The sequence below is a fragment of the Actinomyces gaoshouyii genome (genome assembly GCF_002072175.1).
Taxonomy (GTDB): domain Bacteria; phylum Actinomycetota; class Actinomycetes; order Actinomycetales; family Actinomycetaceae; genus Actinomyces; species Actinomyces gaoshouyii.
Genome location: NZ_MVIV01000008.1, coordinates 1 through 14,984, shown reverse-complemented (window position 1 = coordinate 14,984; position 14,984 = coordinate 1). Strand labels below are relative to the sequence as shown.

Below are 14,984 nucleotides of genomic sequence, written 5' to 3'. Positions count from 1 at the left end.
GACTGCCCGTCCAGGGGAGCTCCGGAGACGGTCTCAGGGAAGTGCTGCTGCGTCATATGCGGCACTGTAATGGGTCTCGCGCATGGGACTGTCGTCCTGCGGACGGACATGGCGCCGACGCGCCCCAGCCTGGGGGTGGGGACCGGCTCCCGGGTGCTGCGATCGGATCCCTATGGTCTCCGCCACTATGCTCCCGCCGTAGCGGTGGCGACGGCGGCGCGCGAGAATCCTCCTCATGAATGAGCGCCGAGCCGAGCCCCTGAGCCCGCGGCCCGAGGGCGTGATGGAGGTCTTCCCCAGCGCTGCCGCGGGAGACGCGGCCGCCACCGCCGTCTTGTCCGGCTATGAGGGGATCGAGGGCGACGGCGGCTTCGGGGCCGCCCGCCCAGGGCCCGCCTGGCACGCGGTCATGCTCGCCTGGATCTGGCGCGCCGCCATCATCGGGCTCGCAGGCTACGGGCTCTGGCACCAGCTTGAGCCGGCGCTGCGAGCCGACGGCATCGTCGGCGGACACGCCCTCGTCCTCCAGCAGCTCCGTTTCTTCACCACCCTGAGCAACGCGGTCGCCCTCGTGGCCATGGCGGGCGCCCTCCTCGAGCCGCTCGTGGGGCGCACGGGCGCCTTCAGCCTGGGGATGCGCGCGCTCGGCCAGCGGGTGCGGGGCCTGGCGGTCGTCATGACGGTGTTCACGCGGCTCGTCTTCGGATTCCTGAAGGACGGCTTCGATGAGCCCATCAGCTGGATCCCGCATCTGGCCCTGCCCGCCGCCGATGCTCAGGCGGGAGGCGGCTGGTGAGCGCCGCAGCCCCGGACGGGCGCCACTCCACCACCGGGCGCCCGGACCGCGCCACCCCCTGGGCGATGCAGATCGCCGTGCGCTACGACAAGGTCGCCCCTCCGCGGTCGATCGACGTCGCCGAGGCCGCCGCCCGCGCTGTCGTCCGCCTCCTGGCCGACCCCCGCAGCGCCCCCGGTGGGACCTGGGCCCAGGAGGTCGGCTACTGGCGCGACGGCCGTATCCGCAAGCTCGTGCGCCGCACCCGGGGCAAGCGCTGGGAGGAGGTCCAGGAGCTGCCCGGCCTCACGGTCGAGCAGGGTGGGCCATTGGGCTGGGGGCGCGCCGCCGCGCGGGCCTTCGTCCCCGGTCCCGTCCGCCCCCTTCCGCAGCCACTGGCCAAGACCCAGGTGGAGGGCACCCATTTCCCCGACGGCGCGGCCCTCCCGCCCCCGCCCGCCGCCATCACCGCTGCCCTCGGCAAGGACCCCGCCAGCGCGCCGCAGCGGATTGCTCTTGGTGCGGAATCGGCGTCGTCGGGGGCACTGGTGATCATCGAGGTGACGCCCCTGCATGAGATGACCTCCGGAAAGCTCTGCGCGCAGGCTGCCCATGCCGCTCAGCTCGCCTGGGAGAGCGCGGCCATGCCCGAGGCGCTGCGGGAGGCCTGGGCGGCTGACGGCTTCCGGGTGCGCATCGAGCGCCCGGATCGCGCCGCATGGGAGGCGGCGAGCAGACCCGTGAGCGTCGTCGACGCCGGGTTCACCGAACTCGACGGCCCCACGGAGACCACGCGCGCCCACTGGTGAGCAGCGGGCGCGGAGAGCGGGACGGCGGCGGGGCCGGGCCCGCCGATCAGGCTGACGCGGGGGCCCTGTCGCGGGCAGAGTCGCGGAACACCCACAGGCGCACGAACACGTACAGGTACAGGCCCTCGCAGCAGGCGGAGATGACCCGGGCCACCAGCGCGTCGACACCGAGCCAGTGCAGGAGGCTGGACAGCCCCAGGATGAAGATGACGTACTGGCTGATCAGACCGATGAAATAGCGGCCGCCCTGGAGGGCCAGGTGCTCATGGGACTGGAAGTTGAGCCAGCGGTTGAGCAGCAGCGAGTACACCCCGGCGATCGTGTAGCCCATCGTGACCGCCAGGGAGTACCACCAGTGCAGGTGGTTGTAGAACACGCTCAGGCAGGCGATGTCGAGCAGGAAGGCCGAGCCGTTGATGACCGCGTAGCCGATGAAGGTCTCCGGGATGAGGCGGCGCAGGCGCGCTGGGATCGCGCGGTGGACAGTCCCGGTGAAGCGGGCGAAGCCCTCGGGGGCGCGTGAGGCGCGAGCCGCCGGCGCCGGGGCGCCGCCGGGAGCCTCCGGGGCGCTGAGAGGGGCGGCCGATTCGCGCGCGGCGCTTCGCTTCCCCGCCACGACGGCGGCCTCGGGCCTCGTGCTCGCCATACCAGTCCTTCCTCGCGCTCGCGACCGGGGACCGCCGGCTGTGGCTCGCGGCGCCCCATGCCATCCAAGTCTTGCTCAGCCGCGCCCCCGCGACCAACTCCTCCAGGCGGATAACGGGCGCCGCGCCCTCCGCCGCGCCGCCCGCGGACGGCCCCGCCTGCGAGGCAATGACGTTCGCAGGAACGTTCGCACGTGCAGGAGGCGGCCGCCGGCCGTACCGGTAGGAACTAGGAACAAGGCCCTCATCCGCGCCGGTTCATCATCGGTGCGAGGATGCGGCCATGCCCGAGACACCCGCACTGCCCGTCCCCTCCGGCCCCGCAGACACCGCGCGCGGCGCGCTCCACGACGTCGATGTCTACGCCCGCGAGCTCATGGACTACGTGTCCGCCTCCCCGAGCTCCTACCACGCCGCCGCCGAGGCCGCGCGGCGACTGGCCGCCGCCGGATTCACCGCTCTCGACGAGACCGAGCCCTGGGGGCCCGCCACGCCCCGGCGCGGCTACGCCGTCCGCGACGGCGCCATCGCCGCCTGGGTCCTGCCCGAGGCTCCCGGGAGCGCCAGCGCCTTCCGGATCGTCGGCTCGCACACCGACTCCCCCGCCCTCAAGCTCAAGCCGGCGGCCCGGATGGGCCGCGACGGCTTCTCGCTCATCGGGGCCGAGGTCTACGGCGGACCCCTGCTCAACTCCTTCCTCGACCGCGAGCTCGGCCTGGCCGGGAGGCTCGTCACCCGTGACGGCGCCGGCCACCTCGTGCGAACCGGCCCCATCGCCCGCGTCGTCCAGGTAGCCCCGCACCTCGACCGCAGTGTCAACGAGTCCCTCCACCTCGACCGCCAGGCCCACCTGGCCCCCATCTGGGCCCTGGGCGCCGCGGGCGCCGCCGACGACGTCGAGGCCCACCTGTGCGAGATCGCCGGGATCGAGCGGGGAGACCTCGCCGGCCACGACATCCTCACCTATCCCACCGAGGCCCCCGCCCGGTTCGGCCGCCGGGCCGAGTTCATCGCCTCCTCCCGCCTGGACAACCTCAGCTCCGTGATCGCGTCACTGGTAGCGCTGGAGTCGCTGTGCTCAGGCGAGGGCGGGCGGACCGTCGGCGGTGGGACGGTGTCGGGCGATGTCGTCGTCCTGGTCGCCAACGACCATGAGGAGGTCGGCTCCGGCACCCGCTCCGGCGCCGCCGGCCCCTTCCTCGAGCAGGTCCTGCGGCGCCTGGCGAGGGCGCTGGAGATCACCGGCGAGGCCTACGAGGCGATGCTCGCGCGCTCGACCTGCCTCAGCGCCGACGCCGCGCACTCCGTCCACCCCGGCTACGGCGGGCTCCACGACCCCGTCGTGCGCCCCGTGCTCGGCGGCGGGCCCGTCCTCAAGATCAACGCCCAGCAGCGCTACGCCACCGACGCGATCGGCCGGGCCCTCTGGGAGCGGGCCTGCGCGGCTGCGGGCGCGCCCCATCAGGTCTTCGTGTCCAACAACGCGGTGCCCTGCGGGACGACCATCGGGCCGATCACCGCCCAGCGCCTCGGGATCACCACTGCGGACGTCGGCCAGCCGATCCTGTCCATGCACTCCCAGCGGGAGATGTGCGCCGTCGTCGATGGGCCATGGCTCGCCCAGGCGCTCGCCGCCTACTGGGCCGGGGCATGAGCGGCGTGCGCACCGCCGGGGCGCGCGCATCGGATCCCTGCCCCTGCGGGAGCGGCGCGGTGTTCGGCGCGTGCTGCGAGCCGATCCACGACGGCGCCCCCGCCCCAACCGCCGAGGCCCTCATGCGCTCGCGGTACTCGGCCTTCGTCGTCGGCGACGAGGACCACATCTTCCGCACCTGGCACCCGCGCACACGCCCGCCCGGGCCGTACTGCCACCCCGGAACGGCCTGGCTGGGCCTGCGGATCGTGGAGACGGTCGGCGGGGGAGCGGGGGATGAGACCGGCATCGTGGAGTTCGTGGCCCGCTACCGGGCCTGGGACGGGCGCGGCGGGGTCGTGGAGGATGAGCTGGCCGAGCGCAGCTGCTTCATCCGCCGCGCCGGCCGCTGGCTCTACGAGACCGCCCTCTGAGCGAAACCGGTCGAAAACAGCACCGAGACCGGTCGAAATCAGGATCGAAACCGGTTCGGCGCGCCGAACGCCCCAGGGGCGGACGGCGCGCCGAACGGCCGGCCGACCTTCACCGCCAGGCGCCGCGCCAGTACTGGACCGGCAGCCCCGCCTCGCGCCAGTCGTTGACACCCAGCTCATGGGCCCAGCGCACGGGCAGGTAGGGATCCCGCAGGGCTGGGCGGCCCACTGCGATCGCGTCGGCATCGCCCGCGGTCAGGATCGCCTCGGCCTGAGCTGCGGAGTCGATCACCCCCACCGCGGCCACAATGATGCCCGCGCCCGGCCCGCCGTCGGCGGCCGAGGCCGCTAGGGCGGCGCGCGCCTGGGCGGCGTAGGGCACCTGGTAGCCAGGGCCCACCGGCACCGTCCCGGGCACGTTTCCGCCGGTGGACACATGAATGGCATCGACGCCGGCGGCCGCGAGCTCGACCGCGAAGCGCGCGGTGTCCCGGCCGGTGAGCCCGCCCTCGGCCCAGTCGGTGGCCGACAGGCGGATTCCGAGCGCCCGCGGGGCAGCCGCCTCAGCGCCGCCGGTAGCGCCCGCCGCGCTCCCGGCGTCGTCGATGGCATGGCGCACTGCGGCGACCATCTGGAGCGGGAAGCGGCGGCGGCCCGCCTCATCGTCCCCGAAGGCGTCGGAGCGGGTGTTGGACAGCGGCGAGAGGAACTGGTGGACGAGATAGCCGTGCGCGCCATGGATCTCGATGAGGTCGTAACCGGCGGCGGCCGCCCGGCGCGCGGCCCGGGCGAAGGCCTCCACGAGCCGCGCGATCCCGGCCTCGTCCAGCTCGCGCGGGACCGCGTGCCCCTCGCTGGGATAGGCGATCGCGCTGGGCGCCACGAGGTCCCAGCCCTGAAGCGTCCCCGCGCGGGCGCCCGCCACATCCGGCCGCCACGGGGGCGTGCCCGCCTTGCGGCCGCCGTGCCCGAGCTGCACCCCGGCCAGCGCGCCGCCGTCGTGGATCGCCGCGACGATACGGCGGTGCCCCTCGATCTGAGCGTCGTCCCACAGACCCAGGTCGAACTCGGACAGCCGCCCCTCGGGGGTCACCGCGGTGGCCTCGACGATCACCGTGCCGAAGCCGCCGACGGCGCGCGTCCCGTAGTGCAGGACGTGCCAGTCGGTGACGACGCCGTCGTGCTCCTGAACGCTGTACATGCACATGGGCGGCAGCCACAGGCGGTTGCGGGCGGTCAACGGGCCGATCCGGAGGGGTGAGAGGAGGCCTGGAGTGCTCATGCCGCGACGCTACGACCCTCCGAGCCCCAAGGGCAGGGGGAAGGCGGGGTGAGAAGCATCGTTCTCCTCTGGGGGAACATGGGAACATGGGGCGCCCGGCAGAGAGACGGACCGGTCTTGATCCTCATATCTACCGGTCTCGATGCTGTTTTCGACCGGTCTCGATGAGGAGGGGCGGGAGGGGTAGCGTGATGCCGTGACCTCCCGCAATCAGCAGCCCGGCTACTACCCCTACGGGCACCCCCTGCACGCTCCCGCTCCCGCGACCGCCCGGATCGACGACGTCGCCCTCGTCTTCGAGGGGGGCGGCATGCGCGGCGCCTACACCGGCGCCCTCGTGCGCGCCCTGCTGGAGGAGGGCCTGGAGTTCGGATGGGTGGGCGGCATCAGCGCAGGTGTGACCAATGCCGTCAACATGGTCACCCGCGACACCTGGCGCGCCCGCGAGGCCTACCTCGGCATGCCGCTGCTCGGCGATGCCGGTGGCTGGGGCAGCTTCGCCCGCGGCCGCGGCTACTTCAACTCCGATCGCATCTACCACCACACCTCCGCCCCGGACGAGGAGATGCCCATCGACTGGCCGACCCTCGAGGCCTCCGATGCCGAGCTCGTCCTGGGCGCCTTCCGCTGCGACACCGGTGAGCAGGTCTACTTCCACCGCTCCGACATGCCCACCCCCGATGATCTCCTCGCCCGCGCCCAGGCCTCCGCGTCCATGCCGGTGCTCATGCCCGTGGTCGAGATCGACGGCGCCCCCTACCTCGATGGCGCTCTCGGGCCCACCGGGGGGTTCGCCACCGATGCCGCGCTCGCCGACGGCTATGAGCGCCTCCTCGTGATCTCCACCCGCCCCGCCGGCTACCGCAAGCCCGAGGAGAAGCGCCCCGAGGTCTACCGACGGCTCCTGCGGCAGTACCCCGCGGCCGCCGATGCCCTCATCAACCGCCCGCGCCACTACAACGCCACCCTGGAGGACCTCGAGCGGCGCTGCGCCGAGGGAAGCGCCTACCTGTACTGCCCCGACCGCATGGACATTGCCAATGGCGAGCTGCGCTACGACCGCCTCACCACCGCTTTCGAGGCGGGACTCGTCCAGGCCCGGCGGGAGATGCCTGCGATCAGGGCGTTCCTCGGACTCTGAGCCGCGCCCGCGGGGGCGCGTCCTCGCGCGGCCGCGTCTCAGCGCGGGCGTGCCACCGCGCAGCGCTCGATCCGCTCGCCGTCGAAGCCGAAGGGCAGGATCGCGGGCACGGGCGCGCCGCCGTCGAGAGCCGCGGCGAGGCGCTCCAGGACGACCCGCTCATGCGGCGGGACCGGCTCGGGGAGGTCCGCCAGTGCGAACCACCGCAGCCCCGCGCATCTCGTGCCCTCCATGATCCGTGGCTCGCCCGTCCAGGAGCGCGCGGCGAAGAAGAAGTCGACGCGCTGCTCCAGCGCCGCCCCGCCCACGTCGTTCGAGCGGTGCATACCGGTGAGCGGCTCGAGGCCCGCCGCGCCGACGTCGATGCCGAGCTCCTCGCGGGCCTCGCGCACGGCCGCCGCCACGACTGATTCGCCCGCCTCCACATGGCCGGCGGCGCCGCTGGCCCAGTAGCCGTCCATGAAGCCCGTGCCCCGGCGCAGCTGGAGCAGCACCTGCGGTGAGGAGGCCGGCCCGCCTTTGGAGGCCGGCCCGGCCCCGGGCGCCTCGCGCAGAAGCAGGATGTACACGGCTGGGATGAGGGCGAAGCGGGGCGGGACCATGCCGACCACGGTACCGGCAGTCCGCGCGCCGTCAGGCGGCATACCGACGATGGGGCTGTCGGTGCCGCCGCCTGCCTGCGCGACCTGACGGCCTTCCGGGGCGTATCCTCCGGCCGCCCCATGCGACCCGCTGTGTACATCTTTTCGTAACAAAACCTGTACAAACTGCCGGGGTCGGCCCGGGTCCCATGGCCGCGCGCTCTACCCACTCCACCGGAGGTCCCTATGACGACTACAACAATCTCGCGCCGCATGTTCGGCGGCCTCGGCGCTGCCGGTGTCACGGCCGTCCTCCTGAGTGCTTGCGGCTCCAGCGGCTCCGGCAACTCCTCCTCCGGCGGCCAGGGCGCTGCCTCCGGCGGTCGGCTCACCCTCGCCTACAACTCCGACGGCCCTCACAAGGCCTGGGTCGAGGCCGTGTGCAACTCCGTGTCCAACACGCTGGGCATCACGATGGAGCCGCTGCCTCTCGCCCAGTTCTCCGAGCTGCGCAGCCAGATCACCGATCGCACTCTCGTTGGAGCCTTCCGCACCGGCTGGCAGGCCGACTACCCGGCGATGGCCAACTTCCTCGGCGCCCAGTACCGGACGGGCGCCGGCTCCAACGACAGCGACTACTCCAACCAGGAGTTCGACCGCCTCCTGAGCGAGGCGGCCGTCGCCTCCGACGAGGCCGGTGCCACCGACCTGCTCCTGCAGGCCCAGAGCCTGCTCCTGCAGGATCTGCCGACCATCCCGCTGTGGTATCAGAACGGCTTCGGCGGCCACTCCAGCCTGGTGTCCGGCGTCGTCTTCGACTGGAAGTCCGTGCCCGCCTACGGCCGCATCGCGACCACTGCTCCCGGTGGCGTCGTGCGCGCCAACGGCACCGAGCCGCAGAACCCCCTCATCCCCTCCAACACCAACGAGGTCGGAGGCGGGCGCGTCATCGACCTCCTCTTCGCCAACCTCGTGCGCTTCGAGACCGACGGCACCCTCGTCAACGAGGTCGCCGAGTCCATCGAGACCCAGGACAACCAGACCTACACGATCAAGATCAAGGACGGTTGGACCTTCACCGACGGCACCCCCGTCACCTCCGACTCCTTCATCAAGGCGTGGAACTACGGCGCACTGCTGTCCAACGCCCACCTGTCGAGCTACTTCTACGACGTCATCGAGGGATTCTCCTACGATAAGGACTCCGAGCTCACCGGCCTGGTCAAGGTCGACGACCTGACCTTCACCATCACGCTCAAAGCGCCGGCCTCCGACTTCAAGCAGCGCCTGGGCTACTCCGCTTTCGCGCCGCTGCCCGAGGTCGCCTTCGCGGACATGAAGGCCTTCGGCCAGGCCCCCATCGGCAACGGCCCCTACAAGATCGACTCCTGGACCCACGACGCCGAGATCGTCCTGTCCAAGAACACCGACTACAAGGGCGGCCAGCAGATCGCCAACGAGGGCGTCACCTTCACCCTCTACGCGGACTACGACGCCGCCTACAACGACCTGCTCGCCGATTCCCTCGACGTGCTCGATGCGATTCCCGACTCCGCGCTGTCCTCCTTCGTCGGCGAGCTGGGCTCGCGCGCGGTCAACCAGCCCGGCGCCGTCATTCAGGGCTTCTCCATCAACGTCAGCGCTGAGCACTTCAAGATGGATGAGGAGGGCCGCCTGCGTCGCGCCGCGATCTCGCGCGCCATCAACCGCAAGGAGATCTGCGACACGCTGTACTACGGCACCCGCACGCCCGCCTCGGACTACACCTCGCCGGTCATCGCCGGCTGGACCGAGTCCGTCAAGGGCAACGAGGTCCTGAGCTTCGACGAGGCCGAGGCCAAGCGCCTGTGGGAGCAGGCCAATGCCATCTCCGAGTTCTGAGCCCGGTCGGAGGCGGCCATCAGGCCGGCTCCCTCTCCTCCGGGCCCGTACCCCGCACGGTACGGGCCCGGAGCACGTCGGGATCGCCCCGACCCGCCCCACACCCCGATCCACCCAAGGAGGCGCCGATGGTCCGCTACGCCGGACGCAGGCTGCTGCAGATGATCCCCGTCTTCTTCGGGGCCACCCTCCTCATCTACGCGATGGTCTTCGCCCTGCCCGGCGACCCCGTCGCCGCTCTCGGCGGTGAGCGTGCGCTCAGCCCTGCCGTCCAGGAGCAGATCCGGGCCGCCTACAACCTGGACAAGCCCTTCCTCGTGCAGTACCTGCTCTTCCTCAAGGGCGTGTTCACTTTCGACCTGGGCACCACCCTGCGAGGCTCGCGCCCCATCGCCGACGTCCTCGCCGGCGCCTACCCCGTGACGATCCGCTTGTCCCTCATGGCCCTGTTCCTCGAGGCGGTCGCCGGTATCGTCGTCGGCTTCATCGCCGGCGTGCGCAAGGGCCGCTGGTTCGATGCCACCGCCCTCGTGCTCTCCCTCGTCGTCATCGCCGTGCCCACCTTCGTCATCGGCTTCCTCCTGCAGTTCTTCATCGGCGTGCGCCTGGGGTGGCTGCCGGTCACCGCGGGCGAGGCCCCCGGGTTCAAGGAACTGCTCATGCCGGCGCTCGTGCTCGGAGCCGTCTCCTTCGCCTACGTGCTGCGCCTGACGCGCACACAGGTCGCCGAGAACCTCTCCGCCGACTACGTGCGCACCGCCCGCGCCAAGGGCCTGTCCGGTGCGCGCGTCATGGTCGTCCACGTCCTGCGCAACTCCCTGGTCCCCGTCGTCACCTTCCTGGGAGCCGACCTCGGCGCGCTCATGGGCGGAGCGATCGTCACCGAGGGCATCTTCAACATCAACGGCGTCGGAGGCACGCTCTACAAGGCCATCCTCCAGGGCGAGGGCCCCACCGTTGTGTCCTTCACCACGGTCCTCATCCTCGTCTTCATTATCTCCAACCTCGTCGTGGACCTGCTCTACGCCGCTCTCGACCCGAGGATCCGCTATGCCTGACACCCCCCGCACCGCCGCCCGCCCCGGCCAGGAGCGCTACGTCGCCGAGGTCGACGAGCAGGGCCTGGGCGCCGTCGACGCCGTTCCCGACGACTGCGCGCCCTCCTCCGTGTGGGTGGAGGCCTGGAGGCAGCTGCGCCGCCGTCCGATCTTCTGGGTCTCCGCCGTCCTCATCCTCGGCGCGCTCACCCTGGCCGTCGCCCCGGGGCTGTTCACCGGTGCCGATCCGGCCTTCTGCGAGCTCAAGAACTCCTACGGCCCCGCTAGCAGCGGTCACCCCTTCGGTTTCGACCGCCAGGGCTGCGACATCTTCGCGCGCACCGTGCACGGCGCGCGCGCCTCGGTCACCGTCGGTGTGCTCACGACGCTCATCGTCGTCGTCATCGGCGCCGTCGTCGGCTCGCTCGCCGGCTTCTTCGGCGGCTGGATCGACGCCCTGCTCGCCCGCTTCACCGACATCTTCTTCGCGGTGCCCTTCGTGCTCGCTGCGATCGTCGTCATGCAGATGTTCAAGGGACGCTCCTCCATCGTCACCGTCGTCATGGTGCTGGCGATCTTCGGCTGGCCGCAGATCGCCCGCATTACCCGCGGCGCCGTCCTGGGCGTCAAGAACGAGGATTTCATCACCGCCGCCCGCTCGCTCGGCTCCGGCCGCCTGGCGATCCTCGTGCGACACGTGCTGCCCAACGCCGCCGCACCGATCATCGTCACCGCGACCGTCCAGCTCGGCTCCTTCATCGTCTCCGAGGCGACACTGTCGTTCCTCGGCGTCGGCCTGCCGCCGAAGGTGGTCTCCTGGGGAGCGGACATCGCCACCGCGCAGGCCGCCCTGCGCGACCATGCCTCCGTCCTTCTCTACCCGGCCGGGGCCCTGGCCCTGACCGTCCTCGGATTCATCATGATGGGCGACGCCGTGCGCGACGCCCTCGACCCGAAGGCCCGCAAGTGAACACCGAGAATATCCTCGCCGCTGACGCCGCGCCCCTGCTCGAGGTCCGCGACCTCGAGGTCGCCTTCCGCTCCTCCACCGGGCTCGTGCCCGCCGTGCGCAAGGCGAGCCTCACCCTCTACCCGGGACAGTCACTCGCCGTCGTCGGCGAGTCCGGCTCTGGCAAGTCCACCCTCGCCTCCGCCGTCATCGGCCTGCTGCCCGGAACCGGGCGTGTGACCGGTGGCAGCATCGTCTTCGACGGTCAGGACATCACCCGGGCCGACGCACGCGTCTACCAGGCCCTGCGCGGCAGCGACATCGGCCTGGTCCCCCAGGACCCGATGAGCAACCTCAACCCCGTGTGGTCCATCGGCTTCCAGGTCAAGGAGGCCCTGAGGGCCAACGGCCTGGCCGGGGTCGCCGACGCCCGGCTCGACGCCCTCGCGGCTGCGGAGAAGGGCGAGGGCAGGCCGACGGGAGGACGCATCGACGTCGATGAGCAGGTCGCCCTCCTGCTGGAGGATGCCGGGCTGCCCGACGCCGCCCGCCGTGCCCGCCAGTACCCGCACGAGTTCTCCGGGGGGATGCGCCAGCGCGCCCTCATCGCCATCGGGCTGGCCGCCCGGCCCAAGCTGCTCATCGCCGACGAGCCCACCAGCGCCCTCGACGTCACCGTCCAGCGCCGCATCCTCGACCACCTGGGCGAGCAGATCCACACGCTCGGCACCGCGATGCTGTTCATCACCCACGACCTGGGCCTGGCCGCCGAGCGCGCCGAGCACATCGTCGTCATGCACCGCGGGCGCGTCGTCGAGTCCGGCCCCTCCATCGAGGTCCTCCAGGACCCGCGCCACCCCTACACCCAGCGCCTGGTCAAGGCCGCGCCCTCGCTCGCCTCGCGCCGCATCCAGACGGCGCACGCCGCCGGTATCCAGGTCAGTGAGGACGAGCTCGGCGTGCACGAGATCGCCGCCGACGTCGACGAGGTCCTGCGCGTCGAGCACCTGACCAAGGTCTTCGACGTGCGCGGCGCCAAGGGCGAGGCCAAGACCCTCACGGCCGTTGACGACGTCACCTTCGGCGTGCGCCGCGCCACCACCACGGCCCTCGTGGGTGAGTCCGGCTCGGGCAAGTCCACAGTCGCCAACATCATCCTCAACCTCCTCGACCCCACCTCCGGCAAGGTCTTCCACAACGGGGTCGACCTGTCAACGCTGGGGGCCAAGGAGCTGTTCGCGCTGCGCCGCATCATGCAGCCGGTCTTCCAGAACCCCTACGGCTCCCTCGATCCCATGTTCTCGATCTTCCGGGTCGTCGAGGAGCCCCTGCGGGTCCACCGCGTGGGCACCCGCAAGGAGCGCGAGGCGCGGGTGGCCGAGCTTCTCGACCTCGTCTCCCTGCCGCGCTCAGTCATGCGCCGCTACCCCAACGAGCTCTCCGGCGGTCAGCGCCAGCGCGTCGCCATCGCTCGGGCCCTGGCCCTCAAGCCGGAGATCATCGTGCTCGACGAGGCCGTCTCCGCCCTTGACGTCCTCGTCCAGGCGCAGGTCCTGCGCCTGCTGACCGACCTGCAGTCCGAGCTGGGCCTGACCTACCTGTTCATCACCCATGACCTGGCCGTCGTGCGCCAGATCGCCGACGACGTCGTCGTCATGGAGCACGGGCGTCTCGTCGAGGCCGGGCCCTCCGACGACCTGTTCGCCCACCCGCAGCGGGACTACACGCGCGAGCTCATCAACGCCGTGCCGGGTGCCTCCATCCCGCTGTACGGTGAGGAGACCCGCGGGTGATCCCGTAGGCCCCGGTTCATCTTCCTCTCCGCGAGGATCGAGGTCGAAGGCCGTGGTCGCGCGCTCGTCTCCTGATACCCCGCTCCTCTTGTGGGAATCGCACAAGGCGGGGTGGGGTGAGGCTGCGCGGGTCCGGGGTATCCCGCTCGGAGAGCACCCGCATACCGTGGGCCCATGATCAAGAAGACCTCGCCAGCGACCGGTGCGGCTGCTGTCGCGACCGCTGCTGCCCCCTCATCCCGCTTGGCCCTTGCCGCGCGCGAGACCGCCCTCATCGGCGTCGGCACCACGGCCATCGCCCTTATCGGCCAGATCTCGCTCCCGCTGCCCTTCACCCCGGTCCCGGTGACCCTGGGCTCCCTCGCCGCCCTCGGCGTCGGCGCGGTACTCGGCAGCCGGCGCGGCATCGCCTCCTCCCTCCTGCTGGCCGCGTTGGCCGCCGTCGGCGCGCCCGTCCTCGCCGGCTGGAGCAGCGGGGTTACCGCTTCCTTCGGCTATGTCCTCGGTTACGCCCTGGCCGCTGGGCTCGCCGGCCGCGTCGCCCGCTCGGACGCCGGCCTTCCCACCCGTTTCGCCCTCATGCTCATCGCCTCGAGCTCCGTGTTCGTCCCCGGGGCCATCTGGCTCAAGATCGCCCTTGGGGTGGGCTGGGGTAAAGCCGTCGCCCTGGGGCTGACGCCCTTCCTCGTCGGCGATGTCCTCAAGGCCGCTTTCATGACGGTGGTGACCGCCAAGCGCCGCTGAGCGCGGAGCCGACTCCGCGACCGGCCCGGGTGATCGACGCCCGGGCCGGTCGCGTGTCCGGCATGCCGCCGGGCTTGGGAGGATTGCGCGAGGTGACGCGCTGTGCCTTCTGGCCCACGTATTCTCCCGGCCGGGGCCATATCGTTCCGCCATGAGCGCCGACCTGTCCGTCCTCGACCCCGTCCCCTCCGTCGTCGGGCGCGGCCGGGGCTCCGCCCTGATCGAGATGCGCGAGTTGGCGCGCGTGGCTGACAGGGCCGGCTACGCCCGATACTGGGTCACCGAGTACCACGCCTCGCCCCTCTACCTGTCCTCGGCCACGCCGATCCTGCTGGGCCAGGTGCTCGCCGCGACGGAGCGGATCGGTGTGGCCAGCTGCTCGATGCTCCCCAATCACTCGCCCCTGGTCGTCGCCGAGCAGTTCGGGACCCTTGCCACGATCTACCCCGGGCGGGTCGGGATCGGGCTGGGGCGCGCGCCCGGCACGGACACGATGACGGCGGAGGCGCTGCGGCGGGGCCCGGCGGACCCCGCCGCCTTCACATCGAGCATCACCGACATCCTGGGCTACCTGGGTCACGGCGAGCCGGAGGGTCCCGGGAGCCGGGTCCGGGCGGTCCCGGGGGAGGGGACCCGCCCGCCCGTCTGGGTGCTCGGCTCCTCGGTCAACGGGGCGAGGGTCGCCGGCGCGCTGGGTCTGCCCTTCGTCGTCGCTTCGCATTTCGCCCCCTCGCAGGCCGAGGCGGCCGTGGCCACCTACCGGTCGGTGTTCGACGCCTCCGCACCGACGGCCACCACCGAGGCCCCGCGCGTGGCCGCGGCGGTGAACGCGGCCGTCGCGCCCAGCGAAGATGAGGCGCGCCGCCTCTTCTCCACCGCGATGGCCTCCTCAGCGCGGCTCGTCTCCGGCGCCCCGGGCCCGTTGGAGCCGCCGCTGGAGGATGCGGAGGACTGGCGGGCGCTGGCGGCCGGGAGGGAGCGCGCTGTTGAGGAGGCGATGCGCCTGTCCTTCGTGGGGGCGCCCGAGACCGTGGTCACCGGCCTGCACGAACTCGAGGAGCGCTGGGGCCTGGAGGAGGTCCTCGTCCTGTCGTACATCTACGACGCCGCTGCCCGCCGCCGCTCCTACGAGCTCCTCGCCTCCGCCTGGCGCCCCTGATCCCATGAGCGAGACCGGTCGAAAATAGGAGCGAGACCGGTCCGCGGACCGGTCTCGCTCCTATTTTCGACCGGTCTCGATGAAAGGGGAGGGGAGGATAGAGGGGAGGATGGGCGCATGCT

The 14,984-nt window shown here is 71.8% G+C and carries 14 protein-coding genes; 11 read left to right on the top strand and 3 right to left on the bottom strand.

From position 1 onward, the window contains the following. The first annotated feature begins 235 nt into the window (after positions 1-235). Both B1H50_RS07615 and B1H50_RS07610 read left to right on the top strand, forming a co-directional pair. Entirely contained in the window at positions 236-796 is a 561-nt protein-coding gene (locus B1H50_RS07615; RefSeq protein ID WP_080463190.1) for a hypothetical protein, read from the top strand. A 65-nt stretch (positions 797-861) separates the two neighbouring features. After that, on the top strand, positions 862-1,584 hold the full coding sequence (locus B1H50_RS07610) for a peptidyl-tRNA hydrolase (protein ID WP_080463240.1): 723 nt from the start codon (positions 862-864) through the stop codon (positions 1,582-1,584). 46 nt (positions 1,585-1,630) lie between these two features. On the opposite strand, the gene B1H50_RS07605 is transcribed toward B1H50_RS07610, so the two are convergent. After that, on the bottom strand, positions 1,631-2,230 hold the full coding sequence (locus B1H50_RS07605) for a GtrA family protein (protein ID WP_080463189.1): 600 nt from the start codon (positions 2,228-2,230) through the stop codon (positions 1,631-1,633). A 281-nt stretch (positions 2,231-2,511) separates the two neighbouring features. On the opposite strand from B1H50_RS07605, the gene B1H50_RS07600 reads away from it, so the two are divergent. Next, a complete protein-coding gene (locus B1H50_RS07600; protein ID WP_080463188.1) occupies positions 2,512-3,882 on the top strand; it encodes a M18 family aminopeptidase in 1,371 nt (456 codons plus the stop codon). Further along, entirely contained in the window at positions 3,879-4,295 is a 417-nt protein-coding gene (locus B1H50_RS07595; RefSeq protein ID WP_080463187.1) for a YchJ family protein, read from the top strand. Before B1H50_RS07600 ends, B1H50_RS07595 begins: the two co-directional genes overlap by 4 nt. 109 nt (positions 4,296-4,404) lie before the next feature. Here B1H50_RS07595 and B1H50_RS07590 read toward each other — a convergent pair whose 3' ends face one another. After that, positions 4,405-5,577, bottom strand: coding sequence for an oxidoreductase (locus B1H50_RS07590; protein WP_080463186.1), 1,173 nt, complete (start codon positions 5,575-5,577; stop codon positions 4,405-4,407). A 196-nt stretch (positions 5,578-5,773) separates the two neighbouring features. Between B1H50_RS07590 and B1H50_RS07585 the strand changes: the two genes are divergently transcribed. Beyond that, entirely contained in the window at positions 5,774-6,718 is a 945-nt protein-coding gene (locus tag B1H50_RS07585; RefSeq protein ID WP_080463185.1) for a patatin-like phospholipase family protein, read from the top strand. Positions 6,719-6,756: 38 nt separating this feature from the next. Here B1H50_RS07585 and B1H50_RS07580 read toward each other — a convergent pair whose 3' ends face one another. Then, the gene (locus B1H50_RS07580; protein ID WP_080463239.1) at positions 6,757-7,320 is read right to left on the bottom strand and encodes an NUDIX hydrolase; all 564 of its coding nucleotides are present in this window, start codon (positions 7,318-7,320) and stop codon (positions 6,757-6,759) included. 225 nt (positions 7,321-7,545) lie between these two features. Here B1H50_RS07580 and B1H50_RS07575 point away from each other — a divergent pair, with 225 nt between their 5' ends. From B1H50_RS07575 to B1H50_RS07550, 6 genes are all read left to right on the top strand, one after another. Beyond that, positions 7,546-9,180 (top strand): ABC transporter substrate-binding protein, encoded by a 1,635-nt coding sequence (locus tag B1H50_RS07575; protein WP_080463184.1) that lies wholly within the window; start codon positions 7,546-7,548, stop codon positions 9,178-9,180. Between the two features lie 128 nt (positions 9,181-9,308). After that, positions 9,309-10,238, top strand: coding sequence for an ABC transporter permease (locus tag B1H50_RS07570; protein ID WP_080463183.1), 930 nt, complete (start codon positions 9,309-9,311; stop codon positions 10,236-10,238). Next, on the top strand, positions 10,231-11,187 hold the full coding sequence (locus B1H50_RS07565; protein ID WP_080463182.1) for an ABC transporter permease: 957 nt from the start codon (positions 10,231-10,233) through the stop codon (positions 11,185-11,187). The genes B1H50_RS07570 and B1H50_RS07565 overlap by 8 nt, the downstream gene beginning before the upstream one ends. Beyond that, complete coding sequence (locus tag B1H50_RS07560) at positions 11,184-12,959, top strand: dipeptide ABC transporter ATP-binding protein (RefSeq protein WP_080463181.1); 1,776 nt, start codon at positions 11,184-11,186, stop codon at positions 12,957-12,959. The genes B1H50_RS07565 and B1H50_RS07560 overlap by 4 nt, the downstream gene beginning before the upstream one ends. A gap of 174 nt (positions 12,960-13,133) precedes the next feature. After that, on the top strand, positions 13,134-13,703 hold the full coding sequence (locus B1H50_RS07555) for a biotin transporter BioY (protein WP_080463180.1): 570 nt from the start codon (positions 13,134-13,136) through the stop codon (positions 13,701-13,703). 151 nt (positions 13,704-13,854) lie between these two features. Further along, positions 13,855-14,862: an LLM class flavin-dependent oxidoreductase gene (locus B1H50_RS07550; protein WP_080463179.1), complete on the top strand. Its 1,008-nt coding sequence runs from the start codon at positions 13,855-13,857 to the stop codon at positions 14,860-14,862. The last annotated feature ends 122 nt before the right edge of the window (positions 14,863-14,984 follow it).

Coding starts and splice junctions, on each gene's coding strand:
- B1H50_RS07590 (WP_080463186.1), bottom strand. CDS start 5,577: ATGAGCACTCCAGGCCTCCTCTCACCCCTCCGGATCGGCCCGTTGACC.
- B1H50_RS07615 (WP_080463190.1), top strand. CDS start 236: ATGAATGAGCGCCGAGCCGAGCCCCTGAGCCCGCGGCCCGAGGGCGTG.
- B1H50_RS07600 (WP_080463188.1), top strand. CDS start 2,512: ATGCCCGAGACACCCGCACTGCCCGTCCCCTCCGGCCCCGCAGACACC.
- B1H50_RS07575 (WP_080463184.1), top strand. CDS start 7,546: ATGACGACTACAACAATCTCGCGCCGCATGTTCGGCGGCCTCGGCGCT.
- B1H50_RS07550 (WP_080463179.1), top strand. CDS start 13,855: ATGAGCGCCGACCTGTCCGTCCTCGACCCCGTCCCCTCCGTCGTCGGG.
- B1H50_RS07605 (WP_080463189.1), bottom strand. CDS start 2,230: ATGGCGAGCACGAGGCCCGAGGCCGCCGTCGTGGCGGGGAAGCGAAGC.
- B1H50_RS07595 (WP_080463187.1), top strand. CDS start 3,879: ATGAGCGGCGTGCGCACCGCCGGGGCGCGCGCATCGGATCCCTGCCCC.
- B1H50_RS07580 (WP_080463239.1), bottom strand. CDS start 7,320: ATGGTCCCGCCCCGCTTCGCCCTCATCCCAGCCGTGTACATCCTGCTT.
- B1H50_RS07565 (WP_080463182.1), top strand. CDS start 10,231: ATGCCTGACACCCCCCGCACCGCCGCCCGCCCCGGCCAGGAGCGCTAC.
- B1H50_RS07570 (WP_080463183.1), top strand. CDS start 9,309: ATGGTCCGCTACGCCGGACGCAGGCTGCTGCAGATGATCCCCGTCTTC.
- B1H50_RS07610 (WP_080463240.1), top strand. CDS start 862: ATGCAGATCGCCGTGCGCTACGACAAGGTCGCCCCTCCGCGGTCGATC.
- B1H50_RS07555 (WP_080463180.1), top strand. CDS start 13,134: ATGATCAAGAAGACCTCGCCAGCGACCGGTGCGGCTGCTGTCGCGACC.